Source organism: Treponema sp. OMZ 803 (assembly GCF_024181165.1).
GTDB lineage: Bacteria > Spirochaetota > Spirochaetia > Treponematales > Treponemataceae > Treponema.
This window is the reverse complement of sequence record NZ_CP051195.1, coordinates 396,067-413,891: the sequence shown is the minus strand read 5'-3', so window position 1 is coordinate 413,891 and position 17,825 is coordinate 396,067. Positions and strand designations below refer to the sequence as shown.

Annotated in this window: 18 protein-coding genes; 3 read left to right on the top strand and 15 right to left on the bottom strand. The window is 47.5% G+C overall.

Annotated elements, in window-relative coordinates:
* Window positions 1-340: 340 nt before the first annotated feature.
* From ABH09_RS01885 to ABH09_RS01880, 3 genes are all read right to left on the bottom strand, one after another.
* On the bottom strand, window positions 341-901 hold the full coding sequence (locus tag ABH09_RS01885) for a glutathione peroxidase (protein WP_162662266.1): 561 nt from the start codon (window positions 899-901) through the stop codon (window positions 341-343).
* Window positions 902-1,013: 112 nt separating this feature from the next.
* Window positions 1,014-1,145, bottom strand: a complete 132-nt coding sequence (locus ABH09_RS12865) for a hypothetical protein (RefSeq protein WP_256481808.1) — start codon at window positions 1,143-1,145, stop codon at window positions 1,014-1,016.
* Window positions 1,146-1,159: 14 nt separating this feature from the next.
* Window positions 1,160-1,333, bottom strand: a complete 174-nt coding sequence (locus tag ABH09_RS01880) for a DUF4194 domain-containing protein (RefSeq protein ID WP_253714989.1) — start codon at window positions 1,331-1,333, stop codon at window positions 1,160-1,162.
* A gap of 127 nt (window positions 1,334-1,460) precedes the next feature.
* On the opposite strand from ABH09_RS01880, the gene ABH09_RS01875 reads away from it, so the two are divergent.
* Entirely contained in the window at window positions 1,461-2,501 is a 1,041-nt protein-coding gene (locus tag ABH09_RS01875; RefSeq protein WP_253714988.1) for a Fic family protein, read from the top strand.
* A gap of 108 nt (window positions 2,502-2,609) precedes the next feature.
* Here ABH09_RS01875 and ABH09_RS01870 read toward each other — a convergent pair whose 3' ends face one another.
* The 8 genes from ABH09_RS01870 to ABH09_RS01835 all read right to left on the bottom strand — a co-directional run bounded on the left by ABH09_RS01870 (window position 2,610) and on the right by ABH09_RS01835 (window position 12,572).
* Entirely contained in the window at window positions 2,610-3,464 is an 855-nt protein-coding gene (locus ABH09_RS01870) for an ABC transporter permease subunit (protein WP_253714987.1), read from the bottom strand.
* Window positions 3,461-4,510, bottom strand: coding sequence for an ABC transporter permease (locus ABH09_RS01865; protein ID WP_253714986.1), 1,050 nt, complete (start codon window positions 4,508-4,510; stop codon window positions 3,461-3,463). Before ABH09_RS01865 ends, ABH09_RS01870 begins: the two co-directional genes overlap by 4 nt.
* Window positions 4,503-6,125: an ATP-binding cassette domain-containing protein gene (locus tag ABH09_RS01860; RefSeq protein ID WP_253714985.1), complete on the bottom strand. Its 1,623-nt coding sequence runs from the start codon at window positions 6,123-6,125 to the stop codon at window positions 4,503-4,505. The genes ABH09_RS01865 and ABH09_RS01860 overlap by 8 nt, the downstream gene beginning before the upstream one ends.
* A 9-nt stretch (window positions 6,126-6,134) precedes the next feature.
* Window positions 6,135-7,157: a BMP family ABC transporter substrate-binding protein gene (locus ABH09_RS01855; RefSeq protein ID WP_253714984.1), complete on the bottom strand. Its 1,023-nt coding sequence runs from the start codon at window positions 7,155-7,157 to the stop codon at window positions 6,135-6,137.
* A gap of 156 nt (window positions 7,158-7,313) precedes the next feature.
* Window positions 7,314-8,639, bottom strand: coding sequence for a sodium-dependent transporter (locus ABH09_RS01850; RefSeq protein WP_253714983.1), 1,326 nt, complete (start codon window positions 8,637-8,639; stop codon window positions 7,314-7,316).
* A 65-nt stretch (window positions 8,640-8,704) separates the two neighbouring features.
* Window positions 8,705-10,084: a tryptophanase gene (locus ABH09_RS01845; RefSeq protein WP_253714982.1), complete on the bottom strand. Its 1,380-nt coding sequence runs from the start codon at window positions 10,082-10,084 to the stop codon at window positions 8,705-8,707.
* Window positions 10,085-10,102: 18 nt separating this feature from the next.
* Window positions 10,103-11,614, bottom strand: a complete 1,512-nt coding sequence (gltA, locus tag ABH09_RS01840; protein ID WP_253714981.1) for an NADPH-dependent glutamate synthase — start codon at window positions 11,612-11,614, stop codon at window positions 10,103-10,105.
* Window positions 11,615-11,726: 112 nt separating this feature from the next.
* The gene (locus ABH09_RS01835) at window positions 11,727-12,572 is read right to left on the bottom strand and encodes a sulfide/dihydroorotate dehydrogenase-like FAD/NAD-binding protein (RefSeq protein ID WP_253715721.1); all 846 of its coding nucleotides are present in this window, start codon (window positions 12,570-12,572) and stop codon (window positions 11,727-11,729) included.
* Between the two features lie 142 nt (window positions 12,573-12,714).
* Between ABH09_RS01835 and ABH09_RS01830 the strand changes: the two genes are divergently transcribed.
* Complete coding sequence (locus ABH09_RS01830; RefSeq protein WP_162662251.1) at window positions 12,715-14,202, top strand: HDOD domain-containing protein; 1,488 nt, start codon at window positions 12,715-12,717, stop codon at window positions 14,200-14,202.
* Window positions 14,203-14,277: 75 nt separating this feature from the next.
* Entirely contained in the window at window positions 14,278-14,961 is a 684-nt protein-coding gene (locus tag ABH09_RS01825) for a metal ABC transporter ATP-binding protein (RefSeq protein WP_371922136.1), read from the top strand.
* A gap of 78 nt (window positions 14,962-15,039) precedes the next feature.
* On the opposite strand, the gene ABH09_RS01820 is transcribed toward ABH09_RS01825, so the two are convergent.
* The 4 genes from ABH09_RS01820 to yqeC are packed head-to-tail and all read right to left on the bottom strand — an operon-like array spanning window position 15,040 to window position 17,542.
* Window positions 15,040-15,333, bottom strand: coding sequence for a hypothetical protein (locus ABH09_RS01820; RefSeq protein ID WP_162662247.1), 294 nt, complete (start codon window positions 15,331-15,333; stop codon window positions 15,040-15,042).
* 42 nt (window positions 15,334-15,375) lie between these two features.
* Window positions 15,376-15,939, bottom strand: a complete 564-nt coding sequence (locus tag ABH09_RS01815) for a 4'-phosphopantetheinyl transferase family protein (protein ID WP_253714979.1) — start codon at window positions 15,937-15,939, stop codon at window positions 15,376-15,378.
* A gap of 9 nt (window positions 15,940-15,948) precedes the next feature.
* Window positions 15,949-16,722 carry a selenium-dependent molybdenum cofactor biosynthesis protein YqeB gene (yqeB, locus tag ABH09_RS01810; protein ID WP_253715720.1) on the bottom strand — a complete coding sequence of 258 codons (774 nt, stop codon included), beginning with the start codon at window positions 16,720-16,722 and terminating at the stop codon, window positions 15,949-15,951.
* A gap of 49 nt (window positions 16,723-16,771) precedes the next feature.
* Window positions 16,772-17,542 (bottom strand): selenium cofactor biosynthesis protein YqeC, encoded by a 771-nt coding sequence (gene yqeC / locus ABH09_RS01805; protein WP_162662241.1) that lies wholly within the window; start codon window positions 17,540-17,542, stop codon window positions 16,772-16,774.
* Between the last annotated feature and the right edge of the window lie 283 nt (window positions 17,543-17,825).

The following is a 17,825-nucleotide window of genomic DNA, read 5'->3' as shown; positions in this document are numbered from 1 at the left end:
TCAGGGGGCATCAACGTATATCCATCAATTTAATTGCCGTTACCAAACGTTTGTACAAACTGGTAAAATCATAAATATATCCGTATAGTTCTGCAACAATTTAAAAAGCTCAGCTTATCTATGGCGAAATTACTATGAAGAACTTTAATAGCAAGCTATTGACATTCACGGCAATTATTATATCGTTACGGTATAGTGAGGAACCGACGCACCTACACCGCTGCTTCACAGATTTATACAAACGGGCACAACGGTTATTTTTTTCCATTTTAATATTGCGCTTTCTGTCCGGCGTATCGAAATCGAGGTAGATGCCAGTCACTCCTTTTTTTGAATTTCCCTACTTCCCCTCTAAATTCTCCACACACCCCGCAACACATGCTGCAACATCGGACATAGGGGCGGGCGGTTCAAAGCGGGCAACGACAGTGCCGTCCCGGGCAATAACGAATTTAGTAAAATTCCATTTGATGTCGGGGGTATTTTTATAATCGCTGTCGATCTTTTGAATAAAATCTCTCAACGTCTCCGCCATTTTTCCTGCGCCGAACCCCTCAAATTTTTTTTGTGATTTTAAATAGGTAAAAAGCGGCAGCGCGTGTTCTCCGTTTACATCCGATTTTTTCATTTGTGGAAACTTCGTGTTGTAATGCAGTGTACAAAATGTGTGAATTTCCGCATCCGTGCCGGGAGCCTGCTCACCGAATTGATTGCACGGCACATCGATTATCTCAAAACCGCTATCGTGGTATTTTTCGTAGATTTCTTCCAGCTCTTTGTACTGCGGCGTAAATCCGCAGGCTGTTGCCGTATTTACAATCAGCAGAACTTTGCCCTTATATTTGCTGAGTGAAACATCGTTTCCTTGTGCATCCTGCACCGAATAATCATAAATCATCATTGTTTACCTCCATAAAATTATATCAATTTTAGAATTATTGCCCGAACATTTGAAATAGCCAATCTTTCTTAGAATTCGCCCGGCTGCCGGGAAATATTGGTTTAGCCGGTTTCTAAAGCTTTTGCAGCCGCTCTTTGAATTCCGCTAAGAAATCGACACTGACTTTTGCCCGTATTATTCTGCAGACTTCATACGCAGGGTCAATATCTGCATCACCTGTTTTGCTGAGGTCTTTTTCGCTCAAGTTTTTAAGAAAGCCTAAAATGCGCAGCCGTCGGCCGGCTCAATAAAGAGGCTGATACCGATTTGGTCAAAATATGCGGCAATTTCACGCCGGTATTGCTGCAAGAGCTTCCATGCCTCAGGTTCCTCATTTTCGTAAATAGCCCCTTGTAACAATTTTATACAGACTGCCGCCCACTGTGCCGTCATTATTCAGCCTCCTATGACTGTGCTCCTTTTTCAACAGTCAGTATATCCTTTTTTTGAAAGAGTTGCGATTGGGCATCGCTAAAAACAAGGTAGAGAAATTGTCAAAAATCCGGTATAATACATACAAATGCCATACGAACCACCGTTTAAGATTACCTCAAAAGCGATCAATCTTATTTCTCAGATAGCTGCCGCAATGGAGCGGTTGAAGATCAGATTTGAACAGTCCGATAGCGTACGCTTGCGGAAAATCAATAGGATGAAAACGATACAAGGTTCGCTTGCGATCGAAGGGAACACACTAACGGAAGAACAGGTTACGGCTCTCATTGAAGGAAAACATATCATCGCACCGGTAAAAGAGGTGCAAGAGGTTAAAAATGCAATTCAAGCGTATGAGCAGTGCCTGTCCTTTAATCCCTATAAAAAAGAGGATTTGCTTGCAGCACATAAACTGATGACGTTTGGTCTTGTGGATCATCCGGGACATTTTAGGTACGGCGGTGTCTGTATTGCGGGAAAAGACGGCATCAGTCATATTGCTCCTCCTGCCGATCGGGTACCCTTTTTGATGGATGATTTATTTCAATGGCTCAAAGATACGGACGCTCATCCGCTTATTAAAAGCAGTGTATTTCATTACGAGTTTGAATTTATTCATCCCTTTGAAGACGGTAACGGCAGAATAGGGCGGCTCTGGCATTCACGTATTCTTGCAGAATGGAATCCATTGTTTATACATCTGCCAATAGAAAATATGATTTTAAAAAATCAGGCGGCCTATTACAGAGCATTGGAACACAGTACGGCCGCAAACGACTCCGGGATTTTTATAGACTTTATGCTTGAAATCATTATGCAAACGATACAAGAAAATAAACAGGATGATACTGTAAATGATACTGTAAATGATACTGTAAATATGATTTTACCCTGTATTAAAGAAAATCCTGCCATTTCCTACAAAGAACTTGCAAAAAAAACAGGCAAATCGCGGATAACGATAAGCCGCAAACTTGCAGAGTTAAAAAAAGCAGGCCGTATCACCCGTGTCGGCGCCGATAAAAACGGCTACTGGCGTGTTGAGGATGAAAATCAGAGCAAAGCGCATCAGACGGATATATCAACTGCGCAGAATAATGAAGTAGGACGACCATTTGAGTCGTAAAGCGGCGAAACTTTGGTTGGACAACCTCATTATTCTGTGGGGATATTATCAGAACATCTGATTCGTTTGGCCGGAGAAGCCTCTTGCTGCCGGTAAAGACGAGATCAATCATTTCCCCCTATACCGCTTCCATATTCGGATAATCAGCTTTTCGGCGATAATCAGGAAGAGGCCGAGCACGAAAGGCAGTCCGATCAAAAGCGCCGGATGTTCCATACCGATTTGCGCCGCCGCGATGGTATTTTCAAGATAGACGAACAGCAGCGCGGCACAGATTGTTCCGATAACGGAGCGTCCGCCTGCATACGCAAGTACGAGTGCAATCCACCCCTTGCCGGCGCTTTGGTTTGGAACAAAGGCTCCCAGCTGGAGGGATAACAGGCAGCCTGCCAACGCCGCCGCCGCCCCGGACATACCCATTGCCGCTATCTTTAACCGTGCGGTATGCACCCCAATCGAATCCAAAAATGCAGAATCTTTTCCGAGTATCTTTATCCGTAAGCCTGTTTTGGTGTAGCGGCAAAAGAGCGCAAGTCCGAGGCCGGTCAAAACGGCGAGCGCAGCGCTCACCATTTTGACGAGCTGCGGCTGAAGCAGCAGCTCCGGCGACAGCGCAACGATACTCCGGTTACCGAAAAACCGTGTGCTCAGTATGGAAACAAAGCCCGCAGCGGTTAAGTTTACCGCAAGTCCGAGTATGTAGATATTTGCCTTACGATAGATAGCAAGATAGGTAATAAACATACTTAACCCTGCACCCAACGTAAGCGAGAGGGCAAGCCCCGGAATAAGACCGCCGAGGCTTTCAGTTAATAGAATTCCGCCGATTCCCGTAAAGGCGCTTAAAAGCATCAGTCCTTCTATCCCGACATTCAACAGCCCTGCATATTCCGAAACGAGAGCAGCACAGGCGGCAATCAACAGCGGCGCGGCTTGTGCAATCAAAGTAATCGCGGTTATCATAAAGGTTTTCTCCCTCGTTTTTGCCGGAAAAAATCAACCGTTATCAATATAAACGCAATCCCCTGTACAATTGACGAAAGGTCAAAGGAGGTGCTTGTCTGGAGCATCGCAGCCTTGCCGCCTGCTTCCATCCACGCAAAAAACAGCGCTCCGAATACCGCACCCAACGGATGATTGCGCCCGATAAGAGCGGCGGAGATGCCGCTCCAGCCCAGTCCCGACGTAATGCCTGCATAAACATAGTGCCGCGAGCCGTATACGCTGAATGCGCCCGCAAGTCCGTGGCATGCTGCGCCGAATGTCAGCGCCAAGACTGAAATCAAGCCGACCTTAATTCCTTGGGATTGTGCGAAGGCGCGGTTATTGCCGGTTAATCCGAGTTCGTAGCCGTAGCGGGTTCGCTTGAACATCCAGAAAAGCAGCGCCGTTATTATCACCGTAAAAAAGATGCTGCTATTCAATGTCGAAGGATTCCAAAAAGAGGTGAAGAACCACGCTTCGGTTGTATATGGGGTTGCCATCAGATTGCTTGAGGAATCCCTGAATATGTCATTCACGCCGTAGTCGATGAGCGGGAGCAGTGCGCATGATAATAAATAGGTGCTGATCAGTTCGGTAATACCGAGAAATTGCTTCAAAAAAGCGGAAATAAAACCTAAAAGGCCGGAGCAAAGAGCCGCGAGTATACATCCGGCGATAAGGCCGAAGGGCTGCGAGAACTCTGGTATCAACAATGCGAATTCCACCGCGATAAACGAAGCGAGATACGCTTGCCCTTCTCCTCCAAGGTTGAAAAAGCCTGCCTTTGCCGGAAGGATAAAGCCCATCGCACAGAGCAAAATGAGGGAGGCTTGGTCGAGCATATTGCCGAAATAAAACGTGTTGGTAAAAGGGGAAATAAAAAACGCGATGAGTGTTTCGAGCGGTTCTTCGCTCTGCACCGCCAAACAGATTGCCGCTGCGGCTGCGCTTGCGGTTACCGAAATAATACTGTTTAAAAGCGGGGCTGCTTTTTTGAGACGGTGTTTTTGCGTATCTTTATTCATCTTTACTCGCCTGCATCATAGCCGCAATGATTTCCGCGCGGTTATATGCGGAACGTTCCATGAAGCGGGTCAGGACGCCGCGGTATAATACATGAATACGGTCGCAGGTTTCAAGCGCAGCGTCTACGTCCGAGGTGAGCACGATAACCGCCGCCCCCTTTTCAGCGAGATTGCGGAGCCGCTGCAGCAGCGCAAGCTGTACCTTCCTGTCCAGCCCCCAATAGGGTTCGGCACAGATAACCAACTGCGGTGGCGGATTGTCGAGTTCGCGGCTGAAAATCAGTTTTTGGATCATACCGCCCGATAAGCTCAATACCGAATCTTTCCACGAGCGGGGAATATCGAATGAACAACTGCGCTTCCATGCTTCAACCGCCGCGGGGGAATAAATACCGAAGCGGTACAGCGAGGCGCGTGCGCGGACATAGAGGTTTTCCGCAATGCTGTGCCTGCCGGCAATGCCGTTCCGCATCCGCTTGCTGGGGATGTAGGCGTAGGTTTCGCGCGGTATGCGGCTCAGGGGCTGCCCGTCAAACCGGATAGTACCGCTGTCCGGCTTGAGCGTGTTGACCAATAGATATTCCAAAAGCTCCAGCCCCTGTTTTTTTATGCCGACGACGCCGGTTATCTTTCCGTGCGGAGCATCGATTGAAAAATCCGAAAAGCGGACGCCTCTGCTGCTGACGGCAGCAACATGCGAAACAGTCAGTCCCGCCGCCGGTTTTGCCGAAGAAGCCTGAAACTGCGATGCCGGAGATACCATGTCGGATTGCGGTGTATTTGTATACGATGGAGTATTACTGTTTGATGACCCGGTGGCTGTACCGGAGTCGACTTGAATCGGCGGAGTATTCGATTGTACTTCTGCGGCAGTCCATTCCGCCTGTTCGGAACCGAAAATTTCTTGCAGCAGGAGGTTTGCGCTTACGGTAGAATCGATCGAACCGTTCCAGACCGTCTTGCCGTTCCGCAGAATATGCACCGTGTCCATAAAGCTCAACACTTCTTGAATGCGGTGCGTTACTACGATAATACATGCGCCCCTGTCCGCGCAGCTGCGGAGTATGCCGTACAGTTGGGTAATTTCCTGCGGACTAAAGGAGGCGGACGGTTCGTCTAAAAAGAATACGGAAGGATTTTTAAGCAGCGCTTCCCCGATTGCTGCCCAGTGCAGCTGCGCCGTATCGAGCGTCTCCGCTTTTTGGGTGAGCGGCAGTACGATATCGTAGCAGGCGAGCGCCTCCGCAATTGCGTTTTGAGTTTTTTGGGGCGAAAGAACGGTGGCGGCAATCTTTTTTTCGGTGTGTAATCCGATTGCAAGATTTTCCCATACCGTAAGATCCGCCGAAAGCTGCGGATGCTGCGGCGTCAACACGAGCCCCTGTGCAATACCGTCCGCAGCGGAACGTAAGTTCAGCGCTTCTCCGTTGTAAAGGATGCGGCCGCCGTCCGGCTGTAAATGACCGGTACAGAGGCGGGCAAGCGTTGACTTTCCGGCGCCGTTTTCGCCTAACAGCGCATGTATCTTACCTGCCTCAAACTCAATGCTTACCCCGTCTACAGCCGTAATACCGTTTTCCGGAAACGTAAAGCGTAAGTTTTCCGTCGAAAACACAAAGGCATCCTAGTGAGCGGATAAGGTCAATGCTCCGGTTTTAACGCCGTCTATCAGTTGTTTTACTTTTTGAGTAATGTCTGCCGGCACGGCGGAAGGTACTCCTTCAAAAGCAAAGTTTACCGCGCCGTCTTTTATGCCGAGTTCTGCTGATGTGCCGAACTCCAAGCGTCCTTCCACAAAAGCAATCACGGAATCGGTACAGGCTGTCTTTTGGCTGACCTCCGTTGAACCGACGACAATGTCCTTCCCGTAGGAATAGCCCGGCCGGTCAAACCACATCACATACGCGCCGTGTTCCCGGGCAGCGGCAACAACGCCTGCATTTCCGCCGCCGCAAATTGTTAAGATCACATCTACATTGTTTTTAATCATCGAAGCGGCAAGCTCGGAGGCTTTTGCTGCGTCATACCAATTACCGAGGACACGGAAATCGAGCTCAAAGTTTTTATTGACGGCTTTGGCTCCGTCCAAGTAGCCTTTCCGTATTTTGTCATTCATAACCGGAAACTCCTGCCCGGCGAGAAGACCGATCTTATACGCAGCGTTTGCATTCTTCATCGAACTGCTGCTGATGAGCGCGGCGTAGTAACCGTTGAGGTAACCCTGTTCGTACTGATTAAATCCAACGGTTTTTATTTGAGCGTTTCCGGAAAGATAGCCATCCAGCAGTAAGAATTTTTGTTTGGGCGCGGATTGCAGCACCTTTTCTGCAATGGCCGGCAACGAAGGATTGGAACTGATAATGAGATCATACTTTTTGCTCAGGGCGAGCGCTGTCAGTCCGTTCTGCCATTCACCCTGATTCACACCGCCTTCTACAACCTTGACGGTAACCGGTTTCCCCTTTTTGTCCAGCTGCGCCTTCGCATCCTGTACACCCTCTACGAGTAATTCATACGTCGGATTCCCTTTGACAATTCCGGGCACAAAGACCGCAACGGAAACTGTTTTAGGTTTTGCAAAAAGAGGTACGCCTGCGATTAAGGCGATACTACAACCGAGTATGATGATTTTTTGTTTTAATGTCATATTACACTCCTCTTTACTATATTAATTATAAATAAAGCGATTAATAAAATGGTAAAATTGTTAATCGGCAGGTACATACCGTATAATATTTATCGCTTCTTGTCTAGGATTTTTGATATGTCGATCTGCTGATGCTTGGCAACAGCTTCGATCGCGTTAGCCGATACCGCCGTAAAAAATACCAAGGATATATATAATGACGGTAACGCCGCAATACAGATACTTTCCCTGTGCGGCATAGACGCTGCCGACCGGCTTTAAACGCCCTTTTGAAACTTCATTTACCACAAAATCTTTACCGCATACCCAGAAGAACATAACACCGGCAAGTAAGGCGCCAAGCGGGATAATGTAGATACTGATAACATCCATCCATGTTCCGAGTATGTTTCCGTCTTCTACAATCAGCCCTACGGCAAATCCGAGACCGAGCACAATTGCAAGAGCAGACTTCCGGCTGAGCTTAAACTTTTGCTGTAGCATTTCTACCGGTGTCTCATATAGGTTGATTAAAGAAGTAATGCCGGCGAACAATACCGCGACAAAGAAGATGATTGAAAAGAGCGTACCGGCCGGCATCTCTTTAAAGATCATCGGCATAGTGATAAACATCAGCGGCGGTCCTGCTGTCGGTTTAAGGTTATACACAAAGACTGCGGGGATAATAACCAATGCCGCAAGCAGCGCTGCAAGCGTATCGAATATCGCCGTGAATTTTGCACTGGTTGGAGCATCTTCATTATCCTTCAAATAGCTGCCGTATACTACAGTACCGCTTCCGGCGAGGGATAACGAAAAGAATGCTTGACCAAGTGCATAAACCCATGTTTTTACATCAGCTAATTTACTCCAGTCTGCTTTAAATAAAAAGGTATATCCGTCAGCTGCTTTCGGTAATGTCGCAACACGAATGGCAAGAATAATAAACAAGCCGAAAAATGCAGGCATCATCACCTTGTTGACTTTTTCGATACCTGATGAAATACCTGCTGTCATAATTATAAAGCAACCGATAATTGCGATACTGTGCCACGGTATACTTGAAAGCCGTCCGGCAATGGCACCGAAATATGCGCCGCTGTTCTCTGCTGCAAGCATGGAACCCGAAAAAGCCCCCACCGTAAAGCGGATAATCCACCCGACAACAACCGTGTATCCGATTGCAATACCGAGCGACCCGATAACGGGAATCCAGCCGATAGCGGCGCCGGAATTACTGCCGTGCATTTGAGTCGCTTTCAGAAACGCGCCGTACGGGCCTGTTCTCATCGCCCGCCCTAAGCACATTTCTTCTACAATGCCGGTGTAGCCGATAACAATAACAAAAATAATATAAGGAATTAAAAACGCCGCTCCTCCAAACTGTCCAACACGGAACGGAAACAGCCAGATATTTCCCATTCCAACGGCGGAACCGATACAGGCAAGAATAAACCCAACCTGTGATCCGAATTGATCGCGTCGTGTTTCTTTATGTATCATAGCCGTTTCCTTTTAATAGGTGGATTAGTGGATTAGTACGTTTTGCGCTCCGAATACCCGCTTGGCTATTTAATAGGTTCCAAATGAGCTTGGAAGTGGCGCAAAATCGGCGGTTCCCAAATAATACGGTACCCTTTCACCTGCGAAGCCCTATCCTTTATGGTGATTAACGCTTCGGCAATAACATCCAAATGAGCCTGCGTATACACACGCCGCGGGATCGCAAGCCGCGCAAACTCAAACTCGGACTTAATCTGCTTGCCCGTTTCAGGATCATTGCCGAGCATGAATGAACCGATATCGCAGGTACGGATACCTGCTTCTTTATACAGCTCTACGCAGAGCGTGTGGCCGGGAAATTCATAGTAGGGAATGTGCGGGAACATTGCGTTTGCATCGACATAGACACCATGCCCGCCTGCAGGATTCTGAATGGCAACACCGGCATCAAGCAGCTGAGATGCCAAATATTCCATAGAAGCATTGCGGTATTTCAGATATTCTTCATCGATACCTTCGTAGAGACCGATAGCCAAGGCTTCCAAATCGCGGCCGGAAAGACCACCGTAGGTAATAAAACCTTCAAACGAAATACAGTTGCCTTTAATCAGCTGGTAAATATCTTTGTTGTTTTTAATACCGATAAGACCGCCCATGTTGACGATTGCATCCTTTTTTGCGCTCATCGTAAAGGTGTCGGCATAGCTGAACATTTCGCGTACAATATCTTTAATGGATTTATTGTCATATCCCGCTTCGCGTTCTTTGATAAAATAGGCGTTTTCCGCAAAACGAGCGGCATCGATATTAAACAAGATGCCGTATTTTTTTGCGACCGCAGAAACCTCACGGATGTTTTGCATCGACACGGGCTGACCGCCGGCTGAATTATTGGTAATAGTCATAACAATCATGCCGACATTTTCTTTGCCGTATTCGTTGATATACTTTTCAAGTTTTTCAACGTCCATATTGCCCTTAAACGGAGCATAGACGGACGGTTTTTTTGCTTCCGCACACACGCAGTCTACCGGTTTTCCGCCGGATAATGTTACGTGAGCTCTTGTCGTATCAAAGAACATATTGGAAATAGCGAACTGCCCTTTTTTAAGCAATAAGGGGAACATCACTTTTTCCGCTGCACGACCTTGATGTACCGGCTGGATAAATTCGTATCCGAAAATATCCTGTCCCGCTTCCAGCAATTTAAAATAGCTTTTGCCGCCGGCATACGCCTCATCACCGACCATCACACCCGCCCACTGTCTATCGCTCATTGCGTTTGTTCCGCTGTCGGTTAATAAGTCGATGTACACATCTTCCCCGCGCAGGTTGAACATATTGTACTTTGCCGCTTCAAGCTTTTTGATACGCTCTTCGCGGGTTGTCATCTTGATGGGCTCTACCATTTTGATTCTAAACGGTTCCGGTACATACTTTTTCATACGGCTTCTCCTTTTGTGTTACTGTGCTAAATATTCGTTAATACTCGCCGCCGCTTTGCGTCCTTCGCCCATCGCGAGGATGACGGTGGCAGCGCCAAGTACGATGTCTCCGCCCGACCACACTTTCGGGATACTGGTTTTCTGGTTTTCATCGACGATGATGTTGCCGGTCTTGGTTACCTGCAATCCTTCCGTCGTCTTTGCCATCAGCGGGTTAGAGCTATTGCCGAGCGCAACGATAACCGTATCCACCGGGATTTGGTGTTCGGTGCCCGGAATGGCGACGGGGCTGCGGCGTCCGGAAGCGTCGGGTTCGCCGAGTTCGTAGTTTAGTACTTCGACTGCGCACACCTTGCCGTCTTTGTCGCCGATAAAGCGTGTCGGATTTTGCAAAAAGCAGAACTCAACGCCTTCTTCTTCCGCATGGGCGATTTCTTCGGCACGGGCGGGCATTTCGGCACGGGTGCGGCGGTAAATACAGTACACTTTGTCGGCGCCGAGCCGGTATCCCATACGGGCGGCATCCATCGCGACGTTCCCGCCGCCGATAACCGCAACAACCTTTGCAGGATACAGCGGCGTGTCCGCCTTATCTTCTTGATAGGCTTTCATCAAATTGGCACGGGTTAGGTATTCGTTTGCACTGAATACGCCGATGAGGTTTTCGCCTTCGACGTTCATAAACTTAGGAAGCCCCGCGCCGGTACCGATAAAGGCGGCGTCGAATCCGTCTTCTTGAAGCAGCTGTTCCAGCGTTGCCGTCCGTCCGACTAAAAAGTTGGTTTCAAATTTGACGCCCATCTTTTTAAGATTTTCCACTTCTTTAGCGACAATGTCTTTGGGGAGCCGGAATTCGGGGATTCCGTATACCATAACGCCGCCCGTTTTATGGAATGCTTCGAATACGGTTACCGCATGACCGGCACGGCGGATATCGGCAGCGGCGGCAAGTCCCGCAGGTCCCGATCCGATAATTGCGACTTTCTTTCCGGTATCGGGAGCAACCGGTGGAATCGTTGTCTTATTATTGTTTCGTTCCCAATCCGCAACAAAGCGTTCCAATCTACCGATTGCGACCGCCTTATCTACCGATTTATGCATCTTTCCGACCGTACAAACCAGCTGACATTGTTTTTCCTGCGGGCATACGCGGCCGCAGATAGCAGGGAGCAAGTTCGTCGTTTTAATCGTGTCGACGGAGGCTTTAAAGTTTCCCTTTTGAATGCAGCTAATAAATTCGGGGATGGGAATTCCGACAGGGCAGCCTTGTACGCAGGGGCGGTTCTTGCAGTTTAAGCAGCGTTCTGCCTCTATCCGCGCCTGTTCTTCGGTGTAGCCGGTTGCGACCTCGTCCATAAGGCGGGCTCTGGCATGCGGTTCAAGTACCGGCATTTCCTGTATTGGAATAGCTGCACGATCTTTCATTTTTAATTCTTTATCTTTCAGTTCACCCCAATATGTTTTTGCCTCTTTCGCAAGTTCTTCACGGGGCACATAGTGGTGCTCGGTATTTATATTTTCGGTTTCCATTTCATACTCCTCATGCTCAATAACCTATAGGACGCCTCTAAAAACTTCAGGTTTTAGAGGTGAGTTTTGCTCACCGGTTTCCCTTAGAAATATCGGGCAATCCTTCTTAGGATTAACTAGCGCCGTTCGAAAGTCCGATTCTGCATACATGGCGATCGTGATCTTCCCGTTCTTTGAATGCTTTCATCCGCATCATCATGTTGTCAAAATCGACTTTATGTCCGTCAAATTCAGGACCGTCTACGCAGACAAACTTTGTCTTTCCGTCAACCGTAACGCGGCAGCCGCCGCACATTCCGGTACCGTCGATCATAATTGTATTTAACGAGACCACCGTGTGGATTCCAAACGGACGCGTTGTTGCTGCGCAGAACTTCATCATAATCGGCGGGCCGATTGCAATAACCTCTTGTGGCGGCGCAGCGCTTTCACAGATTTCCTTTAACGGTTCGGTAACGAGCGCTTTTCGGCCATAGCTTCCGTCATCGGTTACGATAATAAGTTCATCCGCTATCTTGCGCATTTCTTCCTCGAAAATCACGAGTTCTTTTGTGCGCCCACCGATGATAATGATAACCTCATTACCGACATGCTTATAGGCTTGGGCAATCGGGTGTAAAGGCGCCGTACCGATACCGCCGCCGACGCATACCACCTTTCCGACTTTTGCAATATGAGTCGGATTGCCAAGCGGCCCAAGGATTGCGGCAATCGAATCGCCTACTTCCTTTCGACAGAGCTTGATGGTAGTTGCTCCGACTGCTTGAACGACAAGAGCTATCCATCCTTCATCGGGATCGGCATCGGCAATGGTAAGCGGAATCCGTTCGCCGTAATCGATATCAAGCTGGATAATGACAAATTGCCCCGCTTTTCTCTGGCGGGCAATTTCCGGCGCCGCAACACGTAAATAAAAAACATCTCTTGAGAATTGTTTCTTCTCTAAAATTGTGTGAATCATTCGACCTCTTTAATCTAGGGAAAAATATGGCATCGATTTGCAATCGATACATACATATATTGAGGCATTTTACCCGCAACAGTATGGAATATCAATATAGGGCATTGCGAAAATTATCAATCTCTCATATACTGAATATATGGATACTGTTGCAACTATACCGGTAGATAAAAACAAAATTAAACAAGCGGTGCAGATGAATATTCCCATCTCGATTAATACTTATACGCTCCCCAAGGAAACGGAAACCTATATCGTCGATGTTGCAAAGGCTTTCCTCGGAGCAATTCATCAGGACGCAATCCAAGACTATATTGTCTATTGCCTCAATGAACTGACCACAAACGCGAAGAAGGCAAATACCAAACGAGTATATTTTAAAGAAAAGGGCTTCGATATCTATGACCAAAAGTCCTACGACGAGGGAATGCTTAATTTTAAACAAGAAAGTCTCGATAACATTGAATACTATCTGCAGCAACAAAAAAAAGCGGGTCTTTATATTAAAGTTATTATGCAGGTAAAGCAGGGACACATTATTTTCGAAGTACGAAACAATGTCCAAATGGTCGCAACAGAATTTAAGCGTATTTTCGACCGAATGGTGGTTGCACGAGACTATGAAAATATGGATCAAGCCTTTATGCAGGCGATCGACGATACGGAAGGGGCGGGACTTGGTTTAATTATTATGCTCCTTATGCTTAAAAAAATCGGTTTGCAAGAGGATGCATTTGAATTGATTGCCGAAAAAGATTTAACAATTAATCGGATTACCATTCCAATTGATTTTGAAGCAAACCGGCATTTGGTGGAATTGACTAAAACGATTGTCAATTATATTGAAGAAATCCCACAATTCCCCGAAAAAATCATGCAAATACAGCATCTCATCAACGATCCGAATGCAACGATGGGGACAATTGCATCTTTTATCAGCGATGATATTGCGTTAACAACCGATCTTTTAAAACTCGTCAATTCGGTTGCGTTCGGCCTTACAAAGGAATGTATGAGCATTACCGAAGCGGTCAAAATGGCCGGTTTACGGGGTATTCAACATCTGTTGTATTCCGTTGGGACGCTACAAGTTTTAAAAGTAACGGGAAATGAACAGAAAAGACTATGGAACCACACATATCGATGTGCATTTTTTGCATATAACCTTGCTAAAATGCAAGGGAAAACCCATCTTCTCGAAGAAATATATGTCTGCGCCTTGTTACATGATTTAGGTAAGATTGTATTCAGTTCCATTTATCCGGAAGTACTGGAAAAAATCAAAACCTTGCAAGCCGAAAAAAATATCCCCGATCAGGTCATAAAGAGCGTGATGTCGGGCATGGAGCACCAAGCAATCGGTGTTGCCGTTGCGGAAAAATGGCATCTCCCCGCAGCTATTATCAATACGATAAAATACCAATACGAACCGGAAGCTGCCCCTAAAAAATATTATGAGCTCGTTTCTACGGTCAGTTTTGCCGAATTTATGTTGCAGTTTTTTGACGGTAATATCAGTTATTATCAAATTCCACCGGTCTTATTAAAGCAGCATAATATTGAAAATGAGGCACAGTTACGTGAACTATGCGGGAAGCTCAATGCCAAATTCCACGAACCCGTATAACACATTAGTATGAACGAACAAGAATCTCTTCAACCGGCCTCTATTCCCGCACACGAGCACGGAGATGCATGCGGGATGGTCTGTGTTCAAGGCTTATCTTTTAAATACGGCGCCGGTAAAAAAGCATTATTTGAAAATCTCTGCCTTACGATTAAGAAAGGAGCATACATCTCAATTGTCGGCGAAAACGGTACGGGGAAAAGTACGTTGATAAAGCTGATTCTCGGACTTTTAACCCCCAACACGGGCAGTATCCGGTGCGGAGCGCGCAGTGTCGGCTATGTACCGCAAAAAAAAGCGTCGATAACGGGATTTCCCATTACTGTTTACGAAACGTTAAACTCGTATCGGATATTGCGCAAGCAGCACGACAAAGGCGTTATCGACCGCTATCTTTCGGATGTCCGGCTACTCGATTATAAGTATGCTTTGGCAGGAACGTTGTCCGGCGGGCAGCTGCAAAAGATGTATATAGCGCGCGCGCTTATCGGGAAACCTGATTTACTCATCCTCGACGAACCGTCAACAGGAATCGACATACAGAGCCAGCAGGAAATCTACGCTTTTATTAAAAAATTAAATACTGAGCAGGGGCTTACGGTTATCTCCGTAGAGCATAACCTCGACGCGGCAGTACTCAACTCAACCGATATTTTTCATCTTGCAAACGGATGCGGACACTTATGCAATCCGCAAAAATACGCGGCGGAGTTCCTTCACTTCCGCCGCCCGCCGTATACTGCGGATGCCAAACTTTAAAAAACTAAGCGCCCACAGCCGTCGATTAATACCGTTGTTCGACGCATTTAAAGGGTACCTGTAGATATCCGATCGTATTCAGAAGTCGTTTTTTTCATCGTACTGCCGTTCAGACCGGATAAATGCCGATAAAATACTGAATAGAGCGATCACATGAGCTGCGATAACGATACCGGCGCTATCTTCATAGATTCGCCAACTGCGGATTGCATTCAAACCGATACAAATGATGCCTGATATATATACTACGCGCCCCAGCCAGCGCAACGGATGCTTATTTTTAGCTGCCCGTACAAGGTTGATAATCCAGCTTATCGACATGATAAGCAAAAGAGCGCCGATAACACACAGTATCGCCGTATTTTGATTCATAAAATACCTCTTTACTTTCTAATTTATAGAAGCGTTAAAAACTCAATCGGTCATTAGCGGTTCTTTCCATTTGTCGGAAACCTTATACACCGAAACGGGATGTATGTTTCGACCGCATAATGAGATTATTACCTCATCATCCGTCAACGTATAGAGGCATTCGTAAATAGGTTGGGCTAAAACATCAACGCTTTTCGGTGAGCAATGAAACCCCTCCCCCGTGTATTTGAGATACGCCTCCTTTTGTGTCCACAACTCGTAAAACCGTTTATCAAACAATGTCATGTCTTGGTAAAGATAGCTGTTTTCGGCATCGGTAAAGCAGCGGCTTGCAACATGCGGTTTTGCAGCGCGCAGCCGTTCAATGTCAGCTCCGATCTCATCATCGGATAATGCAATAATATATGCCCTATGCGTATACGATAAACTGAATTGCAGCGCTGCATTTTTCAGGTACGGCTTTCCATACTTTCCGTATTCAAACCGGAGCTGATCGGGACAATGAGGAATCCGTTCGACAAGCGCAGCCTTCAACAATTTTCTTGCTTGCGTGCGCTCTTGTTCTGAAGATAACCCATTATGCCTGCAAATCCACAGCTCCGTCATTGTTCTATCTCATGGTACGATACCGCGGGATAGCAGCGCCGTCAATACCGCCCCGCCGAGTGAGCGTGCCTTGTCGGAAATGGTAAAGCAATTGTTCAATTCGGTAAGGCGCGGGTCTATATCCGCCATTTTGAGACCGCGGCGAACGACAAACCCATCGGGCAGCATACCGCGGATTATCCCGTTAAGCGAAGCGGCAACATCGATAATGCTACCGTCCGCCTGTATGATGCGAGCGATGACTTCACCGCGGGTAACGGAAGAACCGATATCGTGTATAACGCGCAGCGTACCTTCCGCCGGTGCATGGATAACCCGCAAGACGCTTTCTCCGCCGACCAGTCCGGGAACGCCGGTGTTGGGAAGCGCCGTTCCTCGATAAATCAATCGCGCTAAATTATGCCCGCGCATTGTTTCAATAACAATATGCGCATCTTTTCCGGCGGTAAAGCCCGGCCCCAGCGCAATCACAAGCGGCGCCATATCGAGGCGGGTACCGCAATTTTTCTTTGCGATGACGGCATCTACGACGGCAGCTGGGTGCAAAATGTCGATCAGTTCTCCTGTAGGGTCAACCGCAATCGGGATAAAACTTATAGGATTTGCTTTGGAGTCGGTCGCGGCGCCGGTTTCGGTCGCAAGAGTATTGATACCGGTTGCAATCACCTCTGCACCTGATAAGACGGTTGTAATCGCCTCTGAACCGTGCAGAGCGACCGTAGTATCGGCACCGGATTCACCATCGTTTGCAGACAAAATAGCTGCGGCTTGTTCTTTTGCAATAAGGCGCGCTTCGATTCCTTCTATTATACAACGCCCAAGCCTAACAGCCTCACTGAACGCAACGGTGCGGCGGATGGCGGATGGGTTTGCGGTTTCCAGTGCAAGGACACGAAAACCTGAGATATGGATTACTGCGAGTACCCCGCTGGCTAAATCGCCTGCCCCGCGCACGATAATAAGCGGTGAGGATTGCTTCATGTTCGCTCCTCGGCGCGATACAGAGTACAAAACAGGTACCGCGTGCCTTAAAAAAAAGTCCGTTCGGATGAAAAACCGCTTGCATAATATGAGTAAGTCGCAGCGGTCTGTTCATCTTTGCGGTAGTAATGTTTAAAAACCGTTCCGGCCGATGAACCCATGTTTCATTCACCGGCTTGCCGAGCGTCCGCGTGGAAATAAGTCCCACCGTCTTTGTGGTACGAGGATGAATGACAGGCTCGGTATCGTTCCAGCCCTTAACCGCCCGCCGTTTACTGCCGTCCGCTTCAATTAAAACAACATCATAGTTATCGCAGAGACTCTCGATTACCCCTGACGGCGGTGCACTCAACTTTCCTCCTGCCTCCGTGCCGAAAAAGGACACGGCAGCATTAAGCCGTTCTTTTTCGCGTACGCCCATCTTTGTAGTAGTAGTTACCGCAACGCGCAACCCCAAAGCAGCGAGTTCATTCGCCGTCGTAATCATAGACGTAGTTTTGCCGCCGCTCCCGATAAACGAGACGACATCACCGCGACGGAGGCGGAGTTTTTCCGTAAGGGGGCATATACTTCTGCGATTAAAATTGAGGATACGACATTGTCGGTTTATGCGTGCCGGCATGCTCTACATCCGAGAATATGGACATGCTTATCTGTTTTACTGCGGTCAAATAACCGGGCAATCAGATATGAATCGGCTGGAATAGGCGCTTTACACACAGGACAAAAACGGTCTGCATCGGGCTCGATTATCGGATAACAGTGAGGACACCCATAGATTGAGCATAAGCTATCGGTTCCTTCCGATGGGTAAACCTTTGTTTTTAACTGCTCCCCTTTCTTTAATACAGTACAGCAAATAGGGCAGACGCCGGGGGCTCCCGGTTTTCCTTTCGGCAAATATT